Source organism: Pseudomonas fluorescens, from assembly GCF_900215245.1.
Classification (GTDB): Bacteria; Pseudomonadota; Gammaproteobacteria; order Pseudomonadales; family Pseudomonadaceae; genus Aquipseudomonas; species Aquipseudomonas fluorescens.
In genome coordinates, this window is record NZ_LT907842.1 from 4,367,759 (window position 1) to 4,385,776 (window position 18,018).

Sequence of the window (18,018 nt, forward strand, 5' to 3'; positions counted from 1 at the left end):
AGGCTTCCTTCGGAGATAAAGCTCATGGATACGTACCTGAATCCCAGCCGCTTCATCGATAGTGACCACCCTGCGGTGGTGGAGTTCGCCGAAAAACACCGGGGTCCCAGTGCTGACTCAAGTGACCAGGCAGTCAGTCTTTATTACGCCGTACGTGAGGCGATTCGCTACAACCCTTACACCTTCAGCCGCGACCCCGGCAGCTTGCGCGCCAGCTTCGCGCTGGCGGCCGGGGAAAGTTACTGTGTGCCCAAGGCCACCTTGCTTGCTGCCTGTGCCCGCCATTGTGGGATACCGGCGCGCATCGGCCTGGCGGACGTGCGTAATCACCTGTCGACGCCACGCCTGATTGCGTTGCTCAAGAGTGATGTGTTCGCCATGCACGGCTACACCGAGTTTTACTTGCGCGGCCGGTGGGTCAAGGCGACCCCGGCGTTCAATCAGCAACTGTGTGACGTTTTCGATGTACCGCCGCTGGAATTCGATGGGATCCATGACAGCGTCTTCCATGCGTTCAATCGCCAGGGGCAGCGCTCGATGGAGTATGTGCTTGACCACGGGCAGTTTTCAGACGTGCCCGAGGAGTTTTTCTTCGCGCATATTCAGCAGTGTTACCCGCACCTGTTCGCCGCGGATAAGCCGATCGTATTGGGTGACCTGCACACTGATTTAAGCCGCGCGTGAAGCGGCGTATGCTGCTGCGTTCATCAAGCCATGTTCATTCACGATAAGGCGCGGTCATGCTGAAAATCTGGGGTCGTAAAAATTCATCAAATGTCAGGAAAGCACTCTGGTGCGCCGAGGAACTCGGCCTGGACTATGAGGCAATTGATGCGGGCGGAGCTTTTGGTGTGGTCGACACGCCGCAGTACCGAGCGTTGAACCCCAATGGCCGGGTGCCGATGATCGAAGACGGCGACTTTGTGCTGTGGGAGTCCAACACCATCGTGCGTTACCTCTGCGCCAAGCAGGCGTCGAGCTGGTACCCGAGCGACCTGAAAGCGCGCGCCAATGCCGAAAAATGGATGGACTGGACCACTTCGACCCTCGCTGAGCCCTTCAAAGCGGTGTTCTGGGGCATCCTGCGCACCCCGGCAGAAAAGCAGAACTGGGACAGCATCAATGCCGGGCGCCAGGCCTGTATCGAGGCCTTGAGCACCGTGGACAAAGCGCTGGCGACGCAGCCTTACCTGTCGGGCAATACGATCGGCATGGGCGACATCCCGTTGGGCAGCTTTATCTACGCCTGGTTTGAAATGCCTATCGAACGGCCTGCAATGCCCCATCTAGAGGCCTGGTACCAGCGCCTCAAAGAACGCCCGGCCTACCGCAAAGCCGTGATGACTGCGTTGACTTAATACCTACTATTAATACGGGTGACTGTACTTGTGCGGCGCAGGCAAGCACCATGCCTGTCATGCGCCGCCGTTGAACTACCTGGGCTGCGCCCTCATCTACTGTTTCTATTCCCTTCCTTGGTGCGTATTCCGATATGAGTTCCGCTCTGTCCATCCGGCAGCTAACCAAAACCTACGGCAACGGTTTCCAGGCCCTGAGTGGTATCGATCTGGACGTGGCCGAAGGTGACTTTTTCGCCTTGCTCGGCCCCAACGGTGCCGGCAAATCCACCACCATTGGTATCCTCTCGACCCTGGTCAACAAGACCAGCGGCACGGTGAATATCTTCGGGCATGACCTGGACAAATCCCCGGCGGCGCTGAAACGCTCGATCGGCGTGGTGCCCCAGGAGTTCAACTTCAACCAGTTCGAAAAGACCTTCGACATCGTTGTGACCCAGGCGGGCTACTACGGCATCCCGGCGAAAATCGCCAAGGAACGCGCCGAGCAGTACCTCACTCAACTGGGCCTGTGGGACAAACGTGATGTGCCTTCGCGCTCGCTGTCCGGCGGCATGAAGCGCCGCTTGATGATCGCCCGCGCGCTGGTGCATGAGCCGCGCCTGCTGATCCTCGATGAACCGACCGCAGGCGTGGACATTGAACTGCGTCGATCGATGTGGGCCTTCCTCACCGAGCTGAACGAGAAGGGCATCACCATCATCCTCACCACCCATTACCTGGAAGAGGCGGAGCAACTGTGCCGCAACATCGGCATCATCGACCACGGCACCATCGTCGAGAACACCAGCATGCGTAACCTGCTGGGCCAGTTGCATGTGGAAACCTTCCTGCTTGATCTGAAAAACAACCTGTCGGTGGCGCCGCATTTGCTCGGCTACCCGAGCCGCCTGGTGGACGACCACACCCTGGAAGTCCAGGTGGACAAGGCCATGGGCATCACTGCGCTGTTTACCCAGTTGGCGGCCCAGAACATTGAAGTGCTGAGCCTGCGTAATAAAACCAATCGCCTTGAGGAGTTGTTCGTGTCCCTGGTGGAGAAAAATCTGGCGAAGGTGGCGGTATGAGTTCCGAACTGCAACCCAACATTGTCGCGCTGCAGACGATCGTTTACCGCGAAGTGAAGCGCTTCACCCGGATCTGGCCGCAGACCCTGCTGCCGCCGGCGATCACCATGGTCCTGTACTTCGTGATCTTCGGTAACCTGATAGGCCGCCAGATCGGCGACATGGGTGGCTTCACGTACATGGAGTACATCGTGCCGGGCCTGATCATGATGTCGGTGATCACCAACTCCTACGGCAACGTGGTCTCCAGTTTCTTCGGCAGCAAGTTTCAGCGCTCCATCGAAGAATTGATGGTGTCGCCGGTGTCACCCCACACCATTCTGATCGGCTACACCCTGGGTGGCGTGTTGCGTGGCTTGATGGTCGGCGTGATCGTGACCTTGCTGTCGCTGTTCTTCACCCACCTGCAAGTGCATCACCTTGGGGTCACCCTGCTGGTGGTGGTACTGACGGCGACGATCTTCTCGCTGCTGGGGTTTATCAACGCCGTATTTGCGCGCAATTTCGATGATATTTCGATCATCCCGACATTCGTGCTGACGCCGCTGACGTACCTGGGCGGGGTGTTCTACTCCATCACCTTGCTGCCGCCGTTCTGGCAGACCGTGTCGCTGGCCAACCCGGTGTTGCACATGGTCAACGCCTTCCGCTACGGCATCCTGGGCGTATCGGATATCAAGATCAGCGTGGCGATCACCTTTATGCTGGTGGCCACCGTGGTGCTGTATGTCGGCTGTGCACGGCTGCTGGTGAGCGGGCGCGGGATGCGTACGTAAGCAGCGATTACACACAGTCAAAAAAATGTGGGAGCGGGCTTGCTCGCGAAAGCGGTGGATCAGTCAAGTGTGTATTGACTGACACTCCGTATTCGCGAGCAAGCCCGCTCCCACATTGGGTTGTGTGTTTGGCTTTATCCCTGCAGCGCCAGCTCGATCAATTCATGCAGTTCTTCGACCGGCAGCGGCGCACTGGCGAACAGGCTGCGGTACACCGTGGGCGCCGCAATCAGATTCAGCAACCGGTCCAGGCTCGGCAGCACGTCGACGCTGCCCTGGTAGCGGTCGAGAATAACCTGCATCTGGCCCATCAGGATGCTGCTGCAATAGTCCCTGGGACGATTGCACTGCACGTCACGCATCATGTTGCGCCCCAGCTCGGAGCTCATTTCATCCAGGTATTGCTCGCCCCACGCCCGCAAGTCACCGCGCAGGGTGCCGGTGTTGGCGGGCTCGCTGTCCGGGCGCAGGCGTTCCAAGGCCACGTCGGCGAGCAGGGCGGACAAGTCGCCCCAGCGTCGGTAGATCGTCGAGGGCGTCACGCCTGCGCGCGCAGCAATCATCGGCACGGTAACGCTGGAACGCTCATGGGCTTCCAGCAGTTCGCGCGCGGCGTTATGCACTGATTCTTGAACCCGGGCACTGCGGCCCCCCGGGCGAAGGCCTTCTTTAATCGCCATGCGTAAAACCTTAACACAAAGAATTTGCTTTAAGCGCTCGGCGGTAGCACACTCTGCAAAAGCAAAATATTAGCTTTAGCGGGGTGTGCTTATGTCTAGCGTCATGTCTCAACGTTCCAGCCTGGCGTTCCTGGTCATCACCATGTTGACCTTCCTCGCTGCGTCCAGCGCGCCGACGCCGCTGTATCAGGTTTACCAGGACAGCCTGCATTTTTCTGCGGCCATGCTGACGGTGATTTTCGGCGTTTATGCGGTGAGCCTGTTGGCCGCGTTGTTGACCGTGGGTTCGCTCTCGGATTACCTGGGGCGCAAGCCGGTGATCTTCGTCGCGCTGATCCTGAATATGGTGGCGATGCTGCTGTTTATCAACGCTGACAGCACCGCCTACTTGATTGCCGCTCGCGCGTTGCAAGGTTTCGCGACAGGCATGGCAACCGCAGTGCTGAGTGCCACGCTGCTGGACACCGACCGTTTGCGCGGCCCCATGCTCAATAGCCTGGCGCCACTCTTGGGGATGGCCAGTGGTGGCCTGGGCAGCGGCTTGCTCGTGGAGTTCGCACCCCGTCCGACTCAATTGATTTACTTCACCCTGTTGGGGTTGATGGCGCTTCAGGCGGTCTGCATGTTGCGCTTGCCCGAAACCGTCAGCCGCATACCCGGGGCCTTGAAGTCGTTGGCGCCCACCCTGCATGTGCCGCAGCAAGCGCGCCGTGCCTTGTGGCTGGCGATGCCGCTGAATGTGGCGGTGTGGTCGCTGGGCGGGTTCTTTTCATCCCTGGCCCCGTCGCTTGTGCGGGCTGCGACCGGTTCGACCTCGCATCTGATTGGCGGCGGCCTGGTGGCAGTCGTGACCCTGAGTGGCGCGGTGATGATTTACAGCCTGCGCGCGCGTGCGGCAGACAGGATCATGCGGCTATCGGCGGTCCTGTTGGCGGCGTGTGTGGCGTTGCTGCTGGTCGCTGTGCAGAGTGCCAGTCTGTGGCTGTTCTTTGTCGCCAGTGTGATCGCAGGCTTGGGTTTTGGCGGCGGGTTCATGGGCAGTGTGCGCAGTATCGTGGGCCTGGCGCTGCCCCATGAACGCGCCGGTTTGATGTCTGCGTTTTATGCCTTGAGCTACCTGGCGTTCTGCGTGCCGGCATTGCTGGCGGGCAACCTTAGCCGGGTGTTCGGCCTCATCGCCACCACCGATGGCTACGGCGCCGTGCTGATTGTGCTGGCCCTCAGTGCGCTGGTCGGTTTGCTGCTGCAGGATTCAGGGCGAGCCAGAACGGCGGTGTAGGTCAGTTTCTATATTGGTAAAACAGATAACAGTTAGAGATATTACCCGTTATATAGATATTCGTTCAGGTTCTATGATGGCTTCAACCTCATGCGAGGAAGAGGATGACCATCATGACTTGCTCCAATACCATCAGCTATAAACCCTTCAGTCACTTGACCCGTCCTCGGGAAGTGATTCGCCAGTTCACCCCCAACTGGTTCGCCGCGACCATGGGCACCGGCGTGCTGGCGCTGGCCTTGGCGCAATTGCCCGTGAGTGTGCCCGGCTTGCATGCCATTGCCGAAGGGCTGTGGCTGTTCACCATTGGCTTGTTTGTGCTGTTCAGTCTTCTGTATGCCGCCCGTTGGGTGATGTTCTTCGACGAGGCACGACGGATTTTCGGGCACTCCACGGTTTCGATGTTCTTCGGCACCATCCCGATGGGGCTGGCGACGATTCTCAATGGCCTGCTGCTGTTCGGCCTGCCACGCTGGGGCAGCGATGTCATCGCGTTGGCTCAAACCCTGTGGTGGTTGGATGTGGCGATGGCCATGGCGTGCGGGGTCCTGATCCCGTTCATGATGTTCACCCGCCAGGAACACAGCATCGACCAGATGACCGCCGTCTGGCTGTTGCCGGTGGTCGCGGCCGAAGTCGCTGCCGCCAGCGGTGGCCTGCTGGCGCCGCACCTGGTCGACGCCCATTCGCAACTGGTGATGCTGGTGACCAGCTACGTGTTGTGGGCGTTTTCCCTGCCGGTGGCGTTCAGCATCCTCACCATCTTGATGTTGCGCATGGCCCTGCACAAACTGCCCCACGCTAATATGGCTGCGTCGAGCTGGTTGGCGCTTGGCCCTATTGGCACCGGTGCCCTCGGCATGTTGCTGCTGGGCGGCGATGCACCGGCAATCTTCGCGGCCAACGGCTTGCCCGGTGTCGGCGAGATGGCCAGCGGCCTTGGCCTGGTGGCGGGCATCACCCTGTGGGGGTTCGGCTTGTGGTGGATGCTGATCGCCGTGTTGATCACCTTGCGTTACCTGCGTGCGGGCATTCCATTCAACCTCGGTTGGTGGGGTTTTACCTTCCCGTTAGGGGTGTACGCCTTGGCTACGCTGAAGCTTGCGAGCCAATTGCACTTGGGTTTTTTCAGCGTGTTTGGCACTGTGCTGGTGGTGGCTCTGGCGCTGATGTGGCTGATCGTCGCCAAGCGCACCGTGCAGGGCGCCTACAAAGGTGAGCTTTTTGTTTCGCCTTGTATTGCGGGGCTAGCGAATAAGTAAGCCGGATTAGGTAAAGTCGTGGCCTGACAATCCAAGCCTTCAGGCCACGCAGGAACACGGACGATGAGCCACCCCTCACAATTCACCTTGCTGCGAACACGGCGTTTCCTGCCGTTTTTCGTCACCCAGTTACTGGGCGCCTTCAACGACAATATCTTCAAGCAATCGCTGATCCTGGCGATTCTCTACAAGCTCACCATCGACGGTGACCGCTCCATCTGGGTCAACCTGTGCGCCCTGCTGTTTATCCTGCCGTTTTTCCTGTTCTCGGCGCTGGCCGGGCAATTTGGCGAGAAATTCAACAAGGACGCGTTGATCCGTGCGATCAAGATCGGTGAGATCGTGATCATGGCGGTAGGCGCCACGGGCTTCCTGTCCAATCACCTGGAATTGATGCTGCTGGCGCTGTTCGCCATGGGTACTCACTCGGCGCTGTTCGGCCCGGTCAAGTACTCGATCATGCCCCAGGCCCTGCACGACGATGAGCTGGTGGGCGGTAACGGCCTGGTGGAAATGGGCACGTTCCTGGCAATCCTGGCCGGCACCATTGGCGCCGGCATCATGATGTCGTCCACCCATTACGCGCCGATCGTGGCGGCGGCGATTGTCGGTGTGGCGGTGCTGGGTTACCTGGCCAGCCGCAGCATTCCGCGCGCGGCGGCGTCTACACCCGAGCTGCGGTTGAACTGGAATATTTTCAGCGAGTCCTGGGCCACCCTGCGTTTGGGCCTGGGGCAGACGCCGGCAGTGTCGCGCTCGATTGTCGGCAACTCGTGGTTCTGGTTTGTCGGCGCGATCTACCTGACGCAGATCCCGGCCTACGCCAAGGAGTGGCTGTACGGCGACGAAACCGTGGTGACACTGATCCTCACGGTGTTCTCGGTGGGGATCGCGCTGGGCTCGATGCTCTGTGAAAAACTCTCAGGTCGCAAGGTGGAAATCGGCCTGGTGCCGTTCGGTTCATTTGGCCTGACCGTGTTCGGCCTGCTGCTGTGGTGGCACTCTGGCGGCTTCCCGCAGAACGTCCAGGCGAACGATTGGCTGGCAGTGCTCGGTTATGGCCAGGCCTGGTGGGTGCTGTTCGATATCCTTGGGCTGGGTGTGTTCGGCGGCTTTTATATCGTGCCGCTGTATGCGCTGATTCAGTCGCGCACCGCCGAGAACGAGCGCGCGCGGGTGATCGCGGCGAACAATATTCTCAACGCGTTGTTCATGGTGGTCTCGGCCATCGTGTCGATCCTGTTGCTGAGTGTGGCCAAGCTGTCGATCCCCGAACTGTTCCTGGTGGTGTCGCTGCTCAACATTGCGGTCAACACCTACATCTTCAAGATCGTCCCCGAGTTCACCATGCGTTTCATGATCTGGCTGCTCAGCCATTCCATGTACCGGGTGGAGCATCGCAATCTGCAGCTGATTCCGGATGAAGGCGCAGCCTTGCTGGTGTGCAACCACGTGTCGTTCGTCGATGCGCTGTTGATCGGTGGCGCGGTGCGTCGGCCGATTCGCTTTGTGATGTACTACAAAATCTACCGTTTGCCGGTGCTGAACTTTATCTTCCGTACGGCCGGGGCGATTCCGATTGCCGGGCGTAACGAAGATATCCAGATCTACGAAAAAGCGTTCACACGGATTGCCGAGTACCTGAAAGAAGGGGAGTTGGTGTGCATCTTTCCGGAAGGCAAATTGACGGCCGACGGTGAGATGAATGACTTCCGTGGTGGTGTGACGCGCATTCTCGAAGAGACACCGGTGCCGGTGATTCCGATGGCGTTGCAGGGGTTGTGGGGGAGTTTCTTCAGCCGCGATCCGAACAAGGGGTTGTTTCATCGGATCTGGTCGCATGTCACGTTGGTGGCGGGTGAGCCTGTTGCGGTGGAGGCGGCGACGCCTGCGCAGTTGCAGGAGCGAGTAGCGGTGTTGCGGGGGAGTGTCAGGTAGTTTTTTGTTGCCTGTCAGGGCCCCTTCGCGAGCAAGCCCGTTCCCACAGTTGACCAAGTTGTTCAATCGAGCGCGGTTTAGTGTGGGAACGGGCTTGCTCGCGAAAGCGGTAGTGGCTCAGGCGCTGATCTTGAGGCCTACCAACCCGCAAATGATCAACGCCACACTCGCCAATCGAAACAACGCCATGGATTCCCCAAACAGGATAATCCCGGCGATCACCGTGCCCACCGCACCCACACCCGTCCAGATGGCATAGGCGGTGCCCAGCGGCAGCTCCTTCATGGCCAGCCCCAGCAGGCCGAGGCTGATGGCCATGGCGGCAATGGTCAGGGCTGTCGGCAGCGGTTTGCTGAACCCGTCGGTGTACTTCAGGCCGACCGCCCAGCCGACTTCAAACAGCCCGGCAAAAAACAGAATGATCCAGGACATGATGACCTCCAAACTATAGCTGGGGTCGTCCCCGGATTTAGCGCTTGAAAGCGTCGCGAGGTCGTCCCCGCGAAGCTCGGTAGAGTGCCGAATATTGATCAGGCGATCAAGTTTTTGGCGCGTCCTGCAACGCGCGACGGTCTTCCTTTTCGCTCATTCTGCGGAAGTAAGTCGACAGCAAAGCCCCGGAAATATTGTGCCAGACGCTGAACAGCGCACTCGGCACCGCCGCCAGCGGCGAGAAGTGCGCGCTGGCCAGTGCGGCGCCCAACCCGGAGTTCTGCATGCCCACTTCCAGTGCCAGCGATTTGCGCTGTGCCAATGGCAGCTTGAACAAGCGACCGGTGAAGTAGCCCAGCAGATAGCCAAAGCTGTTGTGCAACATCACCACGGCCATGATCAGCAGGCCGGACTCGGCGATCTTCGCCTGGCTGGCCGCGACGACCGCCGCGACAATGATCACGATGCTGACCACCGACACCAGCGGCAACACCTCCACGGCATGGCGGACCCGCTCGCCGAGCACACGTTGCGCCACCACGCCGAGCACGATTGGCAGTAGCACCACTTGCAGGATCGACCAGAACAACTCCATGAACGACACCGGCAGCCAGGCTGACGCCAGCAGCCAGATCAACGCCGGCGTCAGCAGCGGGGCGAGGAGGGTGGTGACGGCGGCGATGGCCACCGACAGCGCCAGATCGCCCCGGGCCAGCCAGGTCATCACGTTGGACGAGGTGCCGCTTGGGCAGCAGCCGACCAGAATCACGCCGACGGCAATTTCCGGTGGCAGGTGGAACGCCTGGCACAGCAGCCAGGCCACGCCCGGCATGATCACAAAGTGCGCGACCACGCCCAAGGCCACTCGCCACGGATGGCGAGCGACCTCGGCGAAGTCTTCAAGTTTGAGGGTCAGCCCCATGCCGAACATCACCAGGCCCAGCAGCGGCACGATGGCGCCTTTGAGGCCGATGAACCAGCCCGGCTCAAGGAAGGCGAGCACCGCGAAAATCAACACCCAGTAGGCGAAGGTATTGCCGACGAAGCGGCTCAAGGCGGCGAGTGCGCGCATGGGGATGTCCTTGTTATTAGATTTCGGAAGTGCAAATGCAATCAAATATGGGAGCGGGCTTGCTCGCGAATACGGTGTGTCAGTCAATACATCGGGTGACTGCTCCACTGCATTCGCGAGCAAGCCCGCTCCCACATTTTAATCTTCACATGGCTTTAGATACCTTGTGGCGTCTCTTCGCCGCCCAGTGCCTCAACCAGCGCCGGCAGGAACTCGCCGAACGTCAGCATCATCAGGGTAAAGCTGGCGTCCAGTTGGCCCAAGGCTTCGTCGCCGCCGTCTTGCTCTGCCTGATCCTGCAGCAGGTCTTCGAATTTCAGGCGCTTGACGGTCATTTTGTCGTCGAGCATGAAGGACAACTTGTCCTGCCAGGCCAGGGACAATTGGGTCACGACTTTGCCGGTGGTCAGGTGCAGCTGGATTTCTTCGCTGGTCAGGTCCTGGCGCTTGCAGCGCACAATGCCGCCGTCTTCGTGGGTGTCACGCAGTTCGCATTCGTCGAGGACGAAGAAGTCATCGGCCGGTTTCTGGGTGGTGACCCAGTCGGTCATGATTGCCGTCGGTGCGGTTTTAACCGTCAGCGGGCGTACCGGCAGGGTGCCGATCACTTCGCGCAGGGTCGACAGCAAGTCTTCGGCGCGTTTCGGGCTGGCCGAGTTGACCAGGATCAGGCCCTGTTTCGGCGCGATGGCGGCGAAGGTCGACGAGCGACGAATAAAGGCACGCGGCAGGAAGGCCTGGATGATTTCATCCTTGATCTGGTCCCGTTCCTTTTTATAGACCTTGCGCATTTGCTCGGCCTCGATCTCTTCGACTTTCTCTTTCAGTGCGTCACGCACCACGCTACCCGGCAGGATGCGTTCTTCCTTGCGCGCGGCGATCAGCAGGAAATCACCGCTGACGTGAACCAGGGGAGCGTCTTCACCTTTACCGAACGGTGCGACGAAACCGTAAGTGGTCAACTCCTGGCTTGCACAAGGGCGCGCCAGTTTGGTGGCCATGGCCGCTTCCAACGCCTCGGCATCAACAGGCAGATCTTGGGTCAGGCGATAGATAAGCAGGTTCTTGAACCACATGGGGTGAGTCTCTCCTTTATACAAAGGGGGGCATTATTGTCTTGATCAGGGCTGAGGCCAACCCTGCCTAAGCCATTGGAAGGCCTCAAAAAAAAGATTTAAGAAAGTGCTTGCCAGACGTAGGGTCGCTCCGTAGAATGCGCGCCACACCGAAGCGAAGGGTGATTAGCTCAGCTGGGAGAGCGTCTGCCTTACAAGCAGAATGTCGGCGGTTCGATCCCGTCATCACCCACCATTCGTTTTAAGTGTTACGCGCAGCGGTAGTTCAGTCGGTTAGAATACCGGCCTGTCACGCCGGGGGTCGCGGGTTCGAGTCCCGTCCGCTGCGCCATATTCGGTAACCTGGAATACTGAACGCCAGGTCACCACAGAAAGCCCGCTCATTGAGCGGGTTTTTTTTGTCCGAAATACGGCAAATAATCTCACGATGAAGTTTTTTTAAATAAATTGCATTTAAATCAACACATTACGATTTTTTGTTGTATGATGCGCCCACACCGAAACGAAGGGTGATTAGCTCAGCTGGGAGAGCGTCTGCCTTACAAGCAGAATGTCGGCGGTTCGATCCCGTCATCACCCACCATTCGTTTTAAGTGTTACGCGCAGCGGTAGTTCAGTCGGTTAGAATACCGGCCTGTCACGCCGGGGGTCGCGGGTTCGAGTCCCGTCCGCTGCGCCATATTCGGTAACCTGGAACACTGAACGCCAGGTCACCACAAGAAGCCCGCTCATTGAGCGGGCTTTTTTTTGCCCAGTGTCCCGTCCTGAATAAGGTTTACACCTTCTGACCGATCTTCAGGAGGATTCAATGGATACGGGAAAAAGGCGGAGCCAGCGCGATTACACGCTAGCTTTTAAATTGTCAGTCGTAGATCAAGTCGAAAAAGGCGAGTTGAGTTATAAAGAGGCTCAACGGCGCTTTGGCATTCAAGGCCGGTCCACGGTACTGGTTTGGTTACGCAAGCATGGCCGACAGGACTGGAGCCAAGGCGCCTCAATCCGAGCGCCGCGGAGCAGGCCGATGACCGACCCCAACCTCCCGCTGACACCCGAACAGCGGATCAAAGAGCTTGAAGAACAGTTGGCGCTGAGCAATCAGAAGGCCCAGTTCTTTGAAGCTGTCGTGAACGTCTTGAAAAATGATTACGGTGTGTCCATCGTAAAAAAGCGACCCGGCAAGTCCTCTCGCAAGGGCAAATCCAAGACCTGAGCATTACCAGGGCTTGCCTGTTTATGGGCATTTCGCGCCAAGCGTATTACAAGCGCAACCGAGCCTTTGACGCGAGAGTTTGCCAAGACCAGCAGGTAGTGGAATTCGTTCTGGAAAAGCGTCGTCGCCAGCCGAGGCTTGGGACGCGCAAACTACACCACTTGATGGTAATTGAAGCCGCAGCGGCGCTACGTGTCGGTCGAGACCGCCTGTTTTCCATCTTGCGAGAGGCGCGAGAGCTGGTCCCTCGCAAACGTGCTTATCATAAAACCACGCATAGCCATCATCGCTTCCGCCGTCACCCCAACCTACTCAAAGCTGGCCCGGAACAAGTTGTAGCCAGCAGACCTGAGCAGGTTTGGGTCGCAGACATTACCTATCTCCCAACGCGGGAAAGTGTCGCTTACGTCAGCCTGATAACAGACGCGTACTCCCGCAAAATTGTGGGTCATCATGTACACGGCAGCCTGCATACGGAGTCGGTGGTCAGGGCACTGCAGAAGGCTGTTAGTCAGCGAAAATCCAATCAACCGCTCATTCATCATTCAGATCGCGGAGCCCAGTATTGCTCCGATTTATACCAACGGATGCATGCCCGGCACGGAATCAGGTGCTCAATGACTGACGGCTATGATTGCTATCAGAACGCGATGGCGGAGAGGATAAATGGGATTTTGAAGACTGAGTTTTTGCTGCATCGTCCCAAAGACCTGGCGGATGCAGTGAAAATGGTGGATGAATCGGTGCAAATCTACAATCGGGAGCGGCCGCACTTATCCCTGAAATACAAAACGCCCGATGCGGTGCATCGGGCGTTTTGAGACTGAAACAGGTGTAAACCTATTTCAGGACTAGACACAGCATTCAGGGCGCGGTGCGGCATCTAACCATTCCCTTCAGAGGGTAAGCCGGTGACTTCACACTCACCACCTGCGCTGCAAAACGTTACGTGCGTGTGATGATGTCACTCATCTTTATTCCATCTGCACGCAACAAGAAATCGGGCTCTGAAAGACCTTTACCATCAAAGTACGTCCAATATCTCACGTAGGTCTTACCATCAGGTGTCGTATGGGTATCCAGGTGAGGGTTCCCCTTCAGAAAGGTGCCTTCATTGGTTTTCTGAGAAAAGCCGCTGATATCGACTTTGTCGATGCCGCTTTTAAAGCCAACAAGGTGGTCGGTTTCTTTCGGCGTAGAGTCCCATGAGTTATTGAACGTGACCGTGTTGGCACCACTGCCCAAGGTGATTTTATTGGCCTTGAAGTTCGCGATGACAGTATTGGTGCCGGAACCTGTTAGAACGTCCTCAACGTGCGTGCCTCGCAAAATAGAAATATTATTCTTGAATCCTGCAATGCTGGAGAACGTGCCGTGGTTCAAGTTGATATTTTGATCATGGGTGTCATCTTCGATATTGAGCGTTTCGTGTGCGCGGACAGTTGAAATACTTGTTGTGACGGGCGCGTCATCTTCGTCCATTCCGTTCAAATCGTAGACCACGCGAGTGGTTTCGTTACTGTACTGACTGTTATGTCCGTAGCGTTGAGTCAGTAAGCCTAGATCATGCATTTGCGCACGTGTGACATAGTGGCCTTTAAAATCATGGCCCGTTGTAGTTTCCGACTGGGTACTGAGAAGACTGTAGCCGAGAGAGTCTGTGGCACTCGCGGGTCTATTGCTCTTAGCATCAGGGTTCGTATGAGACAAACCCAGCGCATGCAGCAAGGCATGAGCAAGCACGTTACCACCCCGATTACGCGCGTTGGCCTTTAAGTGGCGGGCATCGCCCCTGACATAGGCTTCCGCAGGCTCGTCTACCTTGTCAGGATTCTGTGGGTCTGACGTGTTGTCTGGAAAATCGACTTGTACCAGGTTTTTTCCATTTGATGGCACGTGAGCATAGTTACCAAAATTTATCTTCCCGTCCGGGTTCTTTATGGCGCCTTTTTCATGAAAAACCAAGTTTGTATCGAAGCTGAGGTCCGCCATTTGATCGAGGAGTTCTCGCTTTTGTTCGGGACTTAGCTGCGAGTATCCGGTTAAGCCCAGTTTCCTGAAATATTTGCCAGGGCCTGCGGAAAAATCCACTTCGATATCTATTTTTCCATTCCCATCCTTGTCGATCCAGCGCACGGGGTTGCGGCCCAGGTTAGCGACGCCGTTGTAGTAAGTGTCGGCGGCTGCGGGTGTATTAGTGTCAGCTGGGGTGGGCGAAGAATTAGCAGGTTGGGGGGCGACGGCGAGAGGAACAGAAGCTGAGGTGGCAACAATCATGGTCATTATCCTACGCTGGTTTATATCAATTAAACTCAAGGTGGCCAGAGTTTATAAATTAACCGCTGCATAATGAAAGGGTGCTCAGGTAATAAAGTATTTCTTGGTTAGAGTTGTGTGGTTTCGAAATAAATTACTTGGCGATAGACTGCTGATTGGGTGTTATTCCTATGTTCAGCTTGACGTGTTCATAGTAGCCATTGAAAGTTAAAGTCCTGCGCAGGCTTGCGCCTCCTCATAGCCCCATCAACCGATACCCCACCTGTAATTCGGTAATAAAATGCTGCGGCTGCGCCGGGTCTGCTTCCAGCTTTTGCCGTAAGTGCGCCATGTGCACCCGCAAATAGTGGGCGCGGTCCACGTAATCCATGCCCCACACCTCCAGCAATAATTGCCGATGGGTCAGCACCCGGCTCTGGCCGCGAATCATCGCGCAGAGCAGGCGGTACTCGATGGGCGTGAGATGCACAGGCTGGCCCTGGCGCCATACCTCGTGGGTCGACAGGTCGATTTCAATCTCGCCAAACGCGACCTTGCTGGTGGCTGCCACGGTGCCGGTCTGCCCGTGCCTGCGCAGTTGGGCGCGGATGCGTGCGAGCAGCTCGGGCACACCAAACGGCTTGGTCAGGTAATCATCGGCGCCGGCGTCGAGGGCGGCGACTTTCTCTTCTTCGCGATCACGCGCCGACAACACCAGAATCGGTACCGCCAACCAACCGCGCAGTTCGCTGATCAAGTGTTTGCCATCGCCATCCGGCAGGCCGAGATCGACGATCACCAGGTCCGGTTGACGGCTGGCCGCATGGATCAGCGCGCGCTTGACGCTGTCGGCCTCGAACACCTGAAAACCTTCATCTTGCAGGGCGATCCCAACGAAGCGGCGGATATTGGCTTCGTCTTCAACAATCAAAATGCGTGCGGTGCTCATAAGGCTTCCATGGACGGGGGTGTGCCCGCCGGTAAAGTGATGATGAAGTGCATGCCGCACGCCTCAACGGCGTTGGCTTCGATGTGCCCGCCGTGGGCTTCGACGATGCGTTTGGCCAGTGCCAGGCCCAGGCCGATGCCGGCGACGGAGGATTCCTGCTGGCCGCGCGTGAAGGGTTCGAACAGGTTGGCGGGGGCCCGACCCGGGCCGTTGTCGCTGACGTCCAGCACAATGGCGCCCGCCGTGGAACGGGCGGCGACGGTAATGCTGCTGCCTGGCGGGGTGTACTTGGCGGCGTTGTCCAACAGGTTGACCAGCACCCGTTCGATCAATAGCGCGTCAATGTCCACCAGCGGCAAGCGCGGGTCCAGCGCGGTATGCACGCTGTGTCGCGCAAGGGGTTCACGTAGCTGGCGCAGTGCGCTGCCGACGACTTCTTCCAGCGAATGCCACTGCCGGTTCAGGCGCACGCCGCGCTCCTGCATGCGCGCCATGTCCAGCAGGTTTTCGATCAGCCGCTGCATTGAGGTGGCCTGTTCATGGATGCCGTGCAGCAACTCGGTCAGCGGGCCGGGTGGGGCGTGGGGCAGGGCGGTGTCGGCGGCACCGATCAGGGTGGTCAACGGGGTGCGCAGGTCGTGGGATATTGCCGCGAGCAAGGTGTTGCGCATCTTCTCGCCTTCCATCTGCACCAGCGTGCTTTGCGCGACTTCGACGAAGTGCACGCGCTCCAGCGCAATCGCCAGCTGGCTCATGCAGGCTTCCAGCAGACGGCGTTCCTGCGGGTCGCTCAAGCGTTCGCTCTGGGCCAATTCCAGCACCAGCACGCCGCGCACGCGCATCGGTGCCTTGAGCGGCAAGTAGCACCCTTTGGCCGCCGACAAGGTGTCGGTGCCGTGGCCGGCGGCCCGGCCGTGGTCGTAGGTCCATTGGGCGATGCTCTCGTCAATCGGCAACCCGCCCGCGCCGACGCTGTGCACGCCATCGGCGGCGTCCGGCAGCGCCAGGCCGACGCGTGCTTCGAATACACCGCTGAAGGTGCGCAGCGCGACTTCACTGATTTGCTCCACGGTCAGCGCGGCCGACAGGTCGCGCGCCAGTCGCGCCAATGAGGTGGCGCGCCGTTCGCGTGCGGCGGCGGTACGTGCTTCGTGGCGCAGGCGTGCGGTGAGTTGCCCGGTGATCAGGGCGATGCCGAGCATCAGCGCAAAGGTGAAGAAATACTGGGTGTCAGTGACGGTAAACGAGTAGCGCGGCTGCACGAAAAAGAAGTCGAAACACAGCACCGCCAGCATCGCGGCCCAGACGCCCGGGCCGCGTCCGTAACGCAGGGCCACCAGCACCACGGTGAGCAAAAACAACATGACGACGTTGGCCAGGTCGAACACCTGCAGCAGCAATGCCGCAATGGCGCTGGCGGCGAAACAGGCGAGTGTGGCCCACAGATAGGCCAGGGCTCTGCCCGGTGCAGGCGTCGGTTTTTCGATCACAGGCGCAGGCCCCGGCACTGCTCCGTGGGCTATCACGATCTGATCAATCTGCGGGTGATGGCGGCTGATCCGGTCACTGACCGACTGATGCCAGAACCGCCACGCCTGGCGCGGATGGTGACCGAGCACCAGGCGATTGGCGTTGTGCTCGCGGGCACAGGCGACCAGCGCGTCGGCGACGTCCATGCCCGGCAGCGTTGCCGTGTCGGCGCCAAACTCGCTGGCCAGGGTCAGGGTTTTCATGGCGCTCAGATAGCGCTTGGCGCCGCGGCCCTGAGCTGATGCGACATGCACCACGATCCAGTCCGCTTCGAGTTTTTGCGCCAGGCGCGCAGCTTCGCGCACCAGGCGCTCATCGCCCGCGTCGCCCGCCACACCGACCAGCAGCCGTTCGCGCGCCGGCCATAAGGCCTTTATCGACTGTTCGCGGCGGTAGACGCGCATTTGCGTGTCGACCCGGTCTGCTGTGCGCCGCAGCGTCAGTTCACGCAAGGCCAGCAGGTTGCCCTTGCGGAAGAAATGTTTTGAGGCCCGTTCGGCGTGTGGGCCGAGGTAGACCTTGCCGTCCTTGAGGCGTTGCAGCAGATCATCGGGCGGCAAGTCGATCACCACCACTTCGTGGGCGTTATCGAAGACGTGATCGGGGACGGTTTCGCGCACGCGGATGCCGATGATTTCACTGACCAGATCATTCAGGCTTTCCAGATGCTGGACGTTGAGGCTGGTCCACACGTCGATCCCGGCGCTGAGCAATTCCTCTACATCTTGCCAGCGTTTGGGGTGACGCGAGCCGGGCACGTTGCTGTGCGCCAGTTCGTCCACCAGCACCACGGCAGGGCGCCTGTGCAAGGCGGCGTCGAGGTCGAATTCGCTGAGCGCGAAGTCGCGGTGCAGCAGGGCGGCGCGGGGCAGTTGTTCGAGGCCGTCGAGCAGCGCGGCGGTCTCCGCGCGGCCATGGGTTTCCACGACGCCGGCGAGCACGTCACGGCCCAACGCGACTTCGCGTTGCGCCGCAGCGAGCATCGCACAGGTCTTGCCCACCCCGGCGTTTGAGCCGAAGTAGATACGCAATTTGCCGCGCAAGGCGGCCTGTTCTTCCAGCTGTACCCGGGCCAATAGGGCGTCGGGGTCGGGGCGTTCGTTGTTGAATGCGGGCATAGTCTTCCTGATAAA

15 protein-coding genes and 4 tRNA genes are annotated in these 18,018 nt (G+C 58.9%); 12 read left to right on the forward strand and 7 right to left on the reverse strand.

Annotation, left to right across the window (positions count from 1 at the left end):
- The first annotated feature begins 24 nt into the window (after window positions 1-24).
- The 4 genes from CPH89_RS20520 to CPH89_RS20535 all read left to right on the forward strand — a co-directional run bounded on the left by CPH89_RS20520 (window position 25) and on the right by CPH89_RS20535 (window position 3,201).
- Window positions 25-684, forward strand: a complete 660-nt coding sequence (locus tag CPH89_RS20520) for a transglutaminase-like domain-containing protein (RefSeq protein ID WP_053255278.1) — start codon at window positions 25-27, stop codon at window positions 682-684.
- Between the two features lie 56 nt (window positions 685-740).
- Entirely contained in the window at window positions 741-1,358 is a 618-nt protein-coding gene (locus CPH89_RS20525) for a glutathione S-transferase family protein (RefSeq protein ID WP_053255279.1), read from the forward strand.
- Between the two features lie 134 nt (window positions 1,359-1,492).
- Window positions 1,493-2,425 carry an ABC transporter ATP-binding protein gene (locus CPH89_RS20530; protein WP_053255280.1) on the forward strand — a complete coding sequence of 311 codons (933 nt, stop codon included), beginning with the start codon at window positions 1,493-1,495 and terminating at the stop codon, window positions 2,423-2,425.
- The gene (locus CPH89_RS20535) at window positions 2,422-3,201 is read left to right on the forward strand and encodes an ABC transporter permease (RefSeq protein ID WP_053255281.1); all 780 of its coding nucleotides are present in this window, start codon (window positions 2,422-2,424) and stop codon (window positions 3,199-3,201) included. Before CPH89_RS20530 ends, CPH89_RS20535 begins: the two co-directional genes overlap by 4 nt.
- A 134-nt stretch (window positions 3,202-3,335) precedes the next feature.
- Here the strand turns inward: CPH89_RS20535 and CPH89_RS20540 are convergent, their stop codons facing one another.
- A complete protein-coding gene (locus CPH89_RS20540) occupies window positions 3,336-3,881 on the reverse strand; it encodes a TetR/AcrR family transcriptional regulator (RefSeq protein WP_053255282.1) in 546 nt (181 codons plus the stop codon).
- A gap of 91 nt (window positions 3,882-3,972) precedes the next feature.
- Between CPH89_RS20540 and CPH89_RS20545 the strand changes: the two genes are divergently transcribed.
- From CPH89_RS20545 to CPH89_RS20555, 3 genes are all read left to right on the forward strand, one after another.
- The gene (locus CPH89_RS20545) at window positions 3,973-5,160 is read left to right on the forward strand and encodes an MFS transporter (RefSeq protein WP_053255283.1); all 1,188 of its coding nucleotides are present in this window, start codon (window positions 3,973-3,975) and stop codon (window positions 5,158-5,160) included.
- A 113-nt stretch (window positions 5,161-5,273) separates the two neighbouring features.
- Entirely contained in the window at window positions 5,274-6,422 is a 1,149-nt protein-coding gene (locus CPH89_RS20550) for a TDT family transporter (protein ID WP_053255364.1), read from the forward strand.
- Window positions 6,423-6,485: 63 nt separating this feature from the next.
- A complete protein-coding gene (locus CPH89_RS20555; protein WP_053255284.1) occupies window positions 6,486-8,360 on the forward strand; it encodes an MFS transporter in 1,875 nt (624 codons plus the stop codon).
- Window positions 8,361-8,477: 117 nt separating this feature from the next.
- Here CPH89_RS20555 and sugE read toward each other — a convergent pair whose 3' ends face one another.
- The 3 genes from sugE to rdgC all read right to left on the reverse strand — a co-directional run bounded on the left by sugE (window position 8,478) and on the right by rdgC (window position 10,940).
- Complete coding sequence (gene sugE / locus CPH89_RS20560; RefSeq protein WP_017136389.1) at window positions 8,478-8,792, reverse strand: quaternary ammonium compound efflux SMR transporter SugE; 315 nt, start codon at window positions 8,790-8,792, stop codon at window positions 8,478-8,480.
- Window positions 8,793-8,898: 106 nt separating this feature from the next.
- Window positions 8,899-9,864 carry a bile acid:sodium symporter family protein gene (locus CPH89_RS20565; protein ID WP_053255285.1) on the reverse strand — a complete coding sequence of 322 codons (966 nt, stop codon included), beginning with the start codon at window positions 9,862-9,864 and terminating at the stop codon, window positions 8,899-8,901.
- A gap of 155 nt (window positions 9,865-10,019) precedes the next feature.
- The gene (gene rdgC / locus CPH89_RS20570) at window positions 10,020-10,940 is read right to left on the reverse strand and encodes a recombination-associated protein RdgC (RefSeq protein ID WP_003190130.1); all 921 of its coding nucleotides are present in this window, start codon (window positions 10,938-10,940) and stop codon (window positions 10,020-10,022) included.
- Window positions 10,941-11,099: 159 nt separating this feature from the next.
- Between rdgC and CPH89_RS20575 the strand changes: the two genes are divergently transcribed.
- The 5 genes from CPH89_RS20575 (at window position 11,100) to CPH89_RS20595 (ending at window position 12,971) form a co-directional block, all read left to right on the forward strand.
- A tRNA-Val gene (locus tag CPH89_RS20575) sits at window positions 11,100-11,175 on the forward strand.
- A 19-nt stretch (window positions 11,176-11,194) separates the two neighbouring features.
- Window positions 11,195-11,271: transfer RNA gene (locus tag CPH89_RS20580), tRNA-Asp, on the forward strand.
- A gap of 176 nt (window positions 11,272-11,447) precedes the next feature.
- Window positions 11,448-11,523: transfer RNA gene (locus CPH89_RS20585), tRNA-Val, on the forward strand.
- A gap of 19 nt (window positions 11,524-11,542) precedes the next feature.
- Window positions 11,543-11,619, forward strand: a tRNA-Asp gene (locus CPH89_RS20590).
- 129 nt (window positions 11,620-11,748) lie between these two features.
- Window positions 11,749-12,971, forward strand: a protein-coding gene (locus tag CPH89_RS20595) for an IS3 family transposase (RefSeq protein ID WP_167422752.1) whose coding sequence is annotated in 2 segments (ribosomal slippage) — window positions 11,749-12,100 and window positions 12,100-12,971 — 1,224 coding nt in all. Because the reading frame shifts where the segments join, the coding sequence is not laid out codon by codon here.
- A 124-nt stretch (window positions 12,972-13,095) separates the two neighbouring features.
- On the opposite strand, the gene CPH89_RS20600 is transcribed toward CPH89_RS20595, so the two are convergent.
- From CPH89_RS20600 to CPH89_RS20610, 3 genes are all read right to left on the reverse strand, one after another.
- Window positions 13,096-14,427: a M10 family metallopeptidase C-terminal domain-containing protein gene (locus CPH89_RS20600; protein ID WP_053255288.1), complete on the reverse strand. Its 1,332-nt coding sequence runs from the start codon at window positions 14,425-14,427 to the stop codon at window positions 13,096-13,098.
- Window positions 14,428-14,662: 235 nt separating this feature from the next.
- Window positions 14,663-15,355 carry a response regulator gene (locus CPH89_RS20605; protein WP_053255289.1) on the reverse strand — a complete coding sequence of 231 codons (693 nt, stop codon included), beginning with the start codon at window positions 15,353-15,355 and terminating at the stop codon, window positions 14,663-14,665.
- The gene (locus CPH89_RS20610) at window positions 15,352-18,003 is read right to left on the reverse strand and encodes a sensor histidine kinase (RefSeq protein ID WP_053255290.1); all 2,652 of its coding nucleotides are present in this window, start codon (window positions 18,001-18,003) and stop codon (window positions 15,352-15,354) included. The genes CPH89_RS20605 and CPH89_RS20610 overlap by 4 nt, the downstream gene beginning before the upstream one ends.
- Between the last annotated feature and the right edge of the window lie 15 nt (window positions 18,004-18,018).

Coding starts and splice junctions, on each gene's coding strand:
- CPH89_RS20520 (WP_053255278.1), top strand. CDS start 25: ATGGATACGTACCTGAATCCCAGCCGCTTCATCGATAGTGACCACCCT.
- CPH89_RS20525 (WP_053255279.1), top strand. CDS start 741: ATGCTGAAAATCTGGGGTCGTAAAAATTCATCAAATGTCAGGAAAGCA.
- CPH89_RS20530 (WP_053255280.1), top strand. CDS start 1,493: ATGAGTTCCGCTCTGTCCATCCGGCAGCTAACCAAAACCTACGGCAAC.
- CPH89_RS20535 (WP_053255281.1), top strand. CDS start 2,422: ATGAGTTCCGAACTGCAACCCAACATTGTCGCGCTGCAGACGATCGTT.
- CPH89_RS20540 (WP_053255282.1), bottom strand. CDS start 3,881: ATGGCGATTAAAGAAGGCCTTCGCCCGGGGGGCCGCAGTGCCCGGGTT.
- CPH89_RS20545 (WP_053255283.1), top strand. CDS start 3,973: ATGTCTAGCGTCATGTCTCAACGTTCCAGCCTGGCGTTCCTGGTCATC.
- CPH89_RS20550 (WP_053255364.1), top strand. CDS start 5,274: ATGACTTGCTCCAATACCATCAGCTATAAACCCTTCAGTCACTTGACC.
- CPH89_RS20555 (WP_053255284.1), top strand. CDS start 6,486: ATGAGCCACCCCTCACAATTCACCTTGCTGCGAACACGGCGTTTCCTG.
- sugE (WP_017136389.1), bottom strand. CDS start 8,792: ATGTCCTGGATCATTCTGTTTTTTGCCGGGCTGTTTGAAGTCGGCTGG.
- CPH89_RS20565 (WP_053255285.1), bottom strand. CDS start 9,864: ATGCGCGCACTCGCCGCCTTGAGCCGCTTCGTCGGCAATACCTTCGCC.
- rdgC (WP_003190130.1), bottom strand. CDS start 10,940: ATGTGGTTCAAGAACCTGCTTATCTATCGCCTGACCCAAGATCTGCCT.
- CPH89_RS20600 (WP_053255288.1), bottom strand. CDS start 14,427: ATGATTGTTGCCACCTCAGCTTCTGTTCCTCTCGCCGTCGCCCCCCAA.
- CPH89_RS20605 (WP_053255289.1), bottom strand. CDS start 15,355: ATGAGCACCGCACGCATTTTGATTGTTGAAGACGAAGCCAATATCCGC.
- CPH89_RS20610 (WP_053255290.1), bottom strand. CDS start 18,003: ATGCCCGCATTCAACAACGAACGCCCCGACCCCGACGCCCTATTGGCC.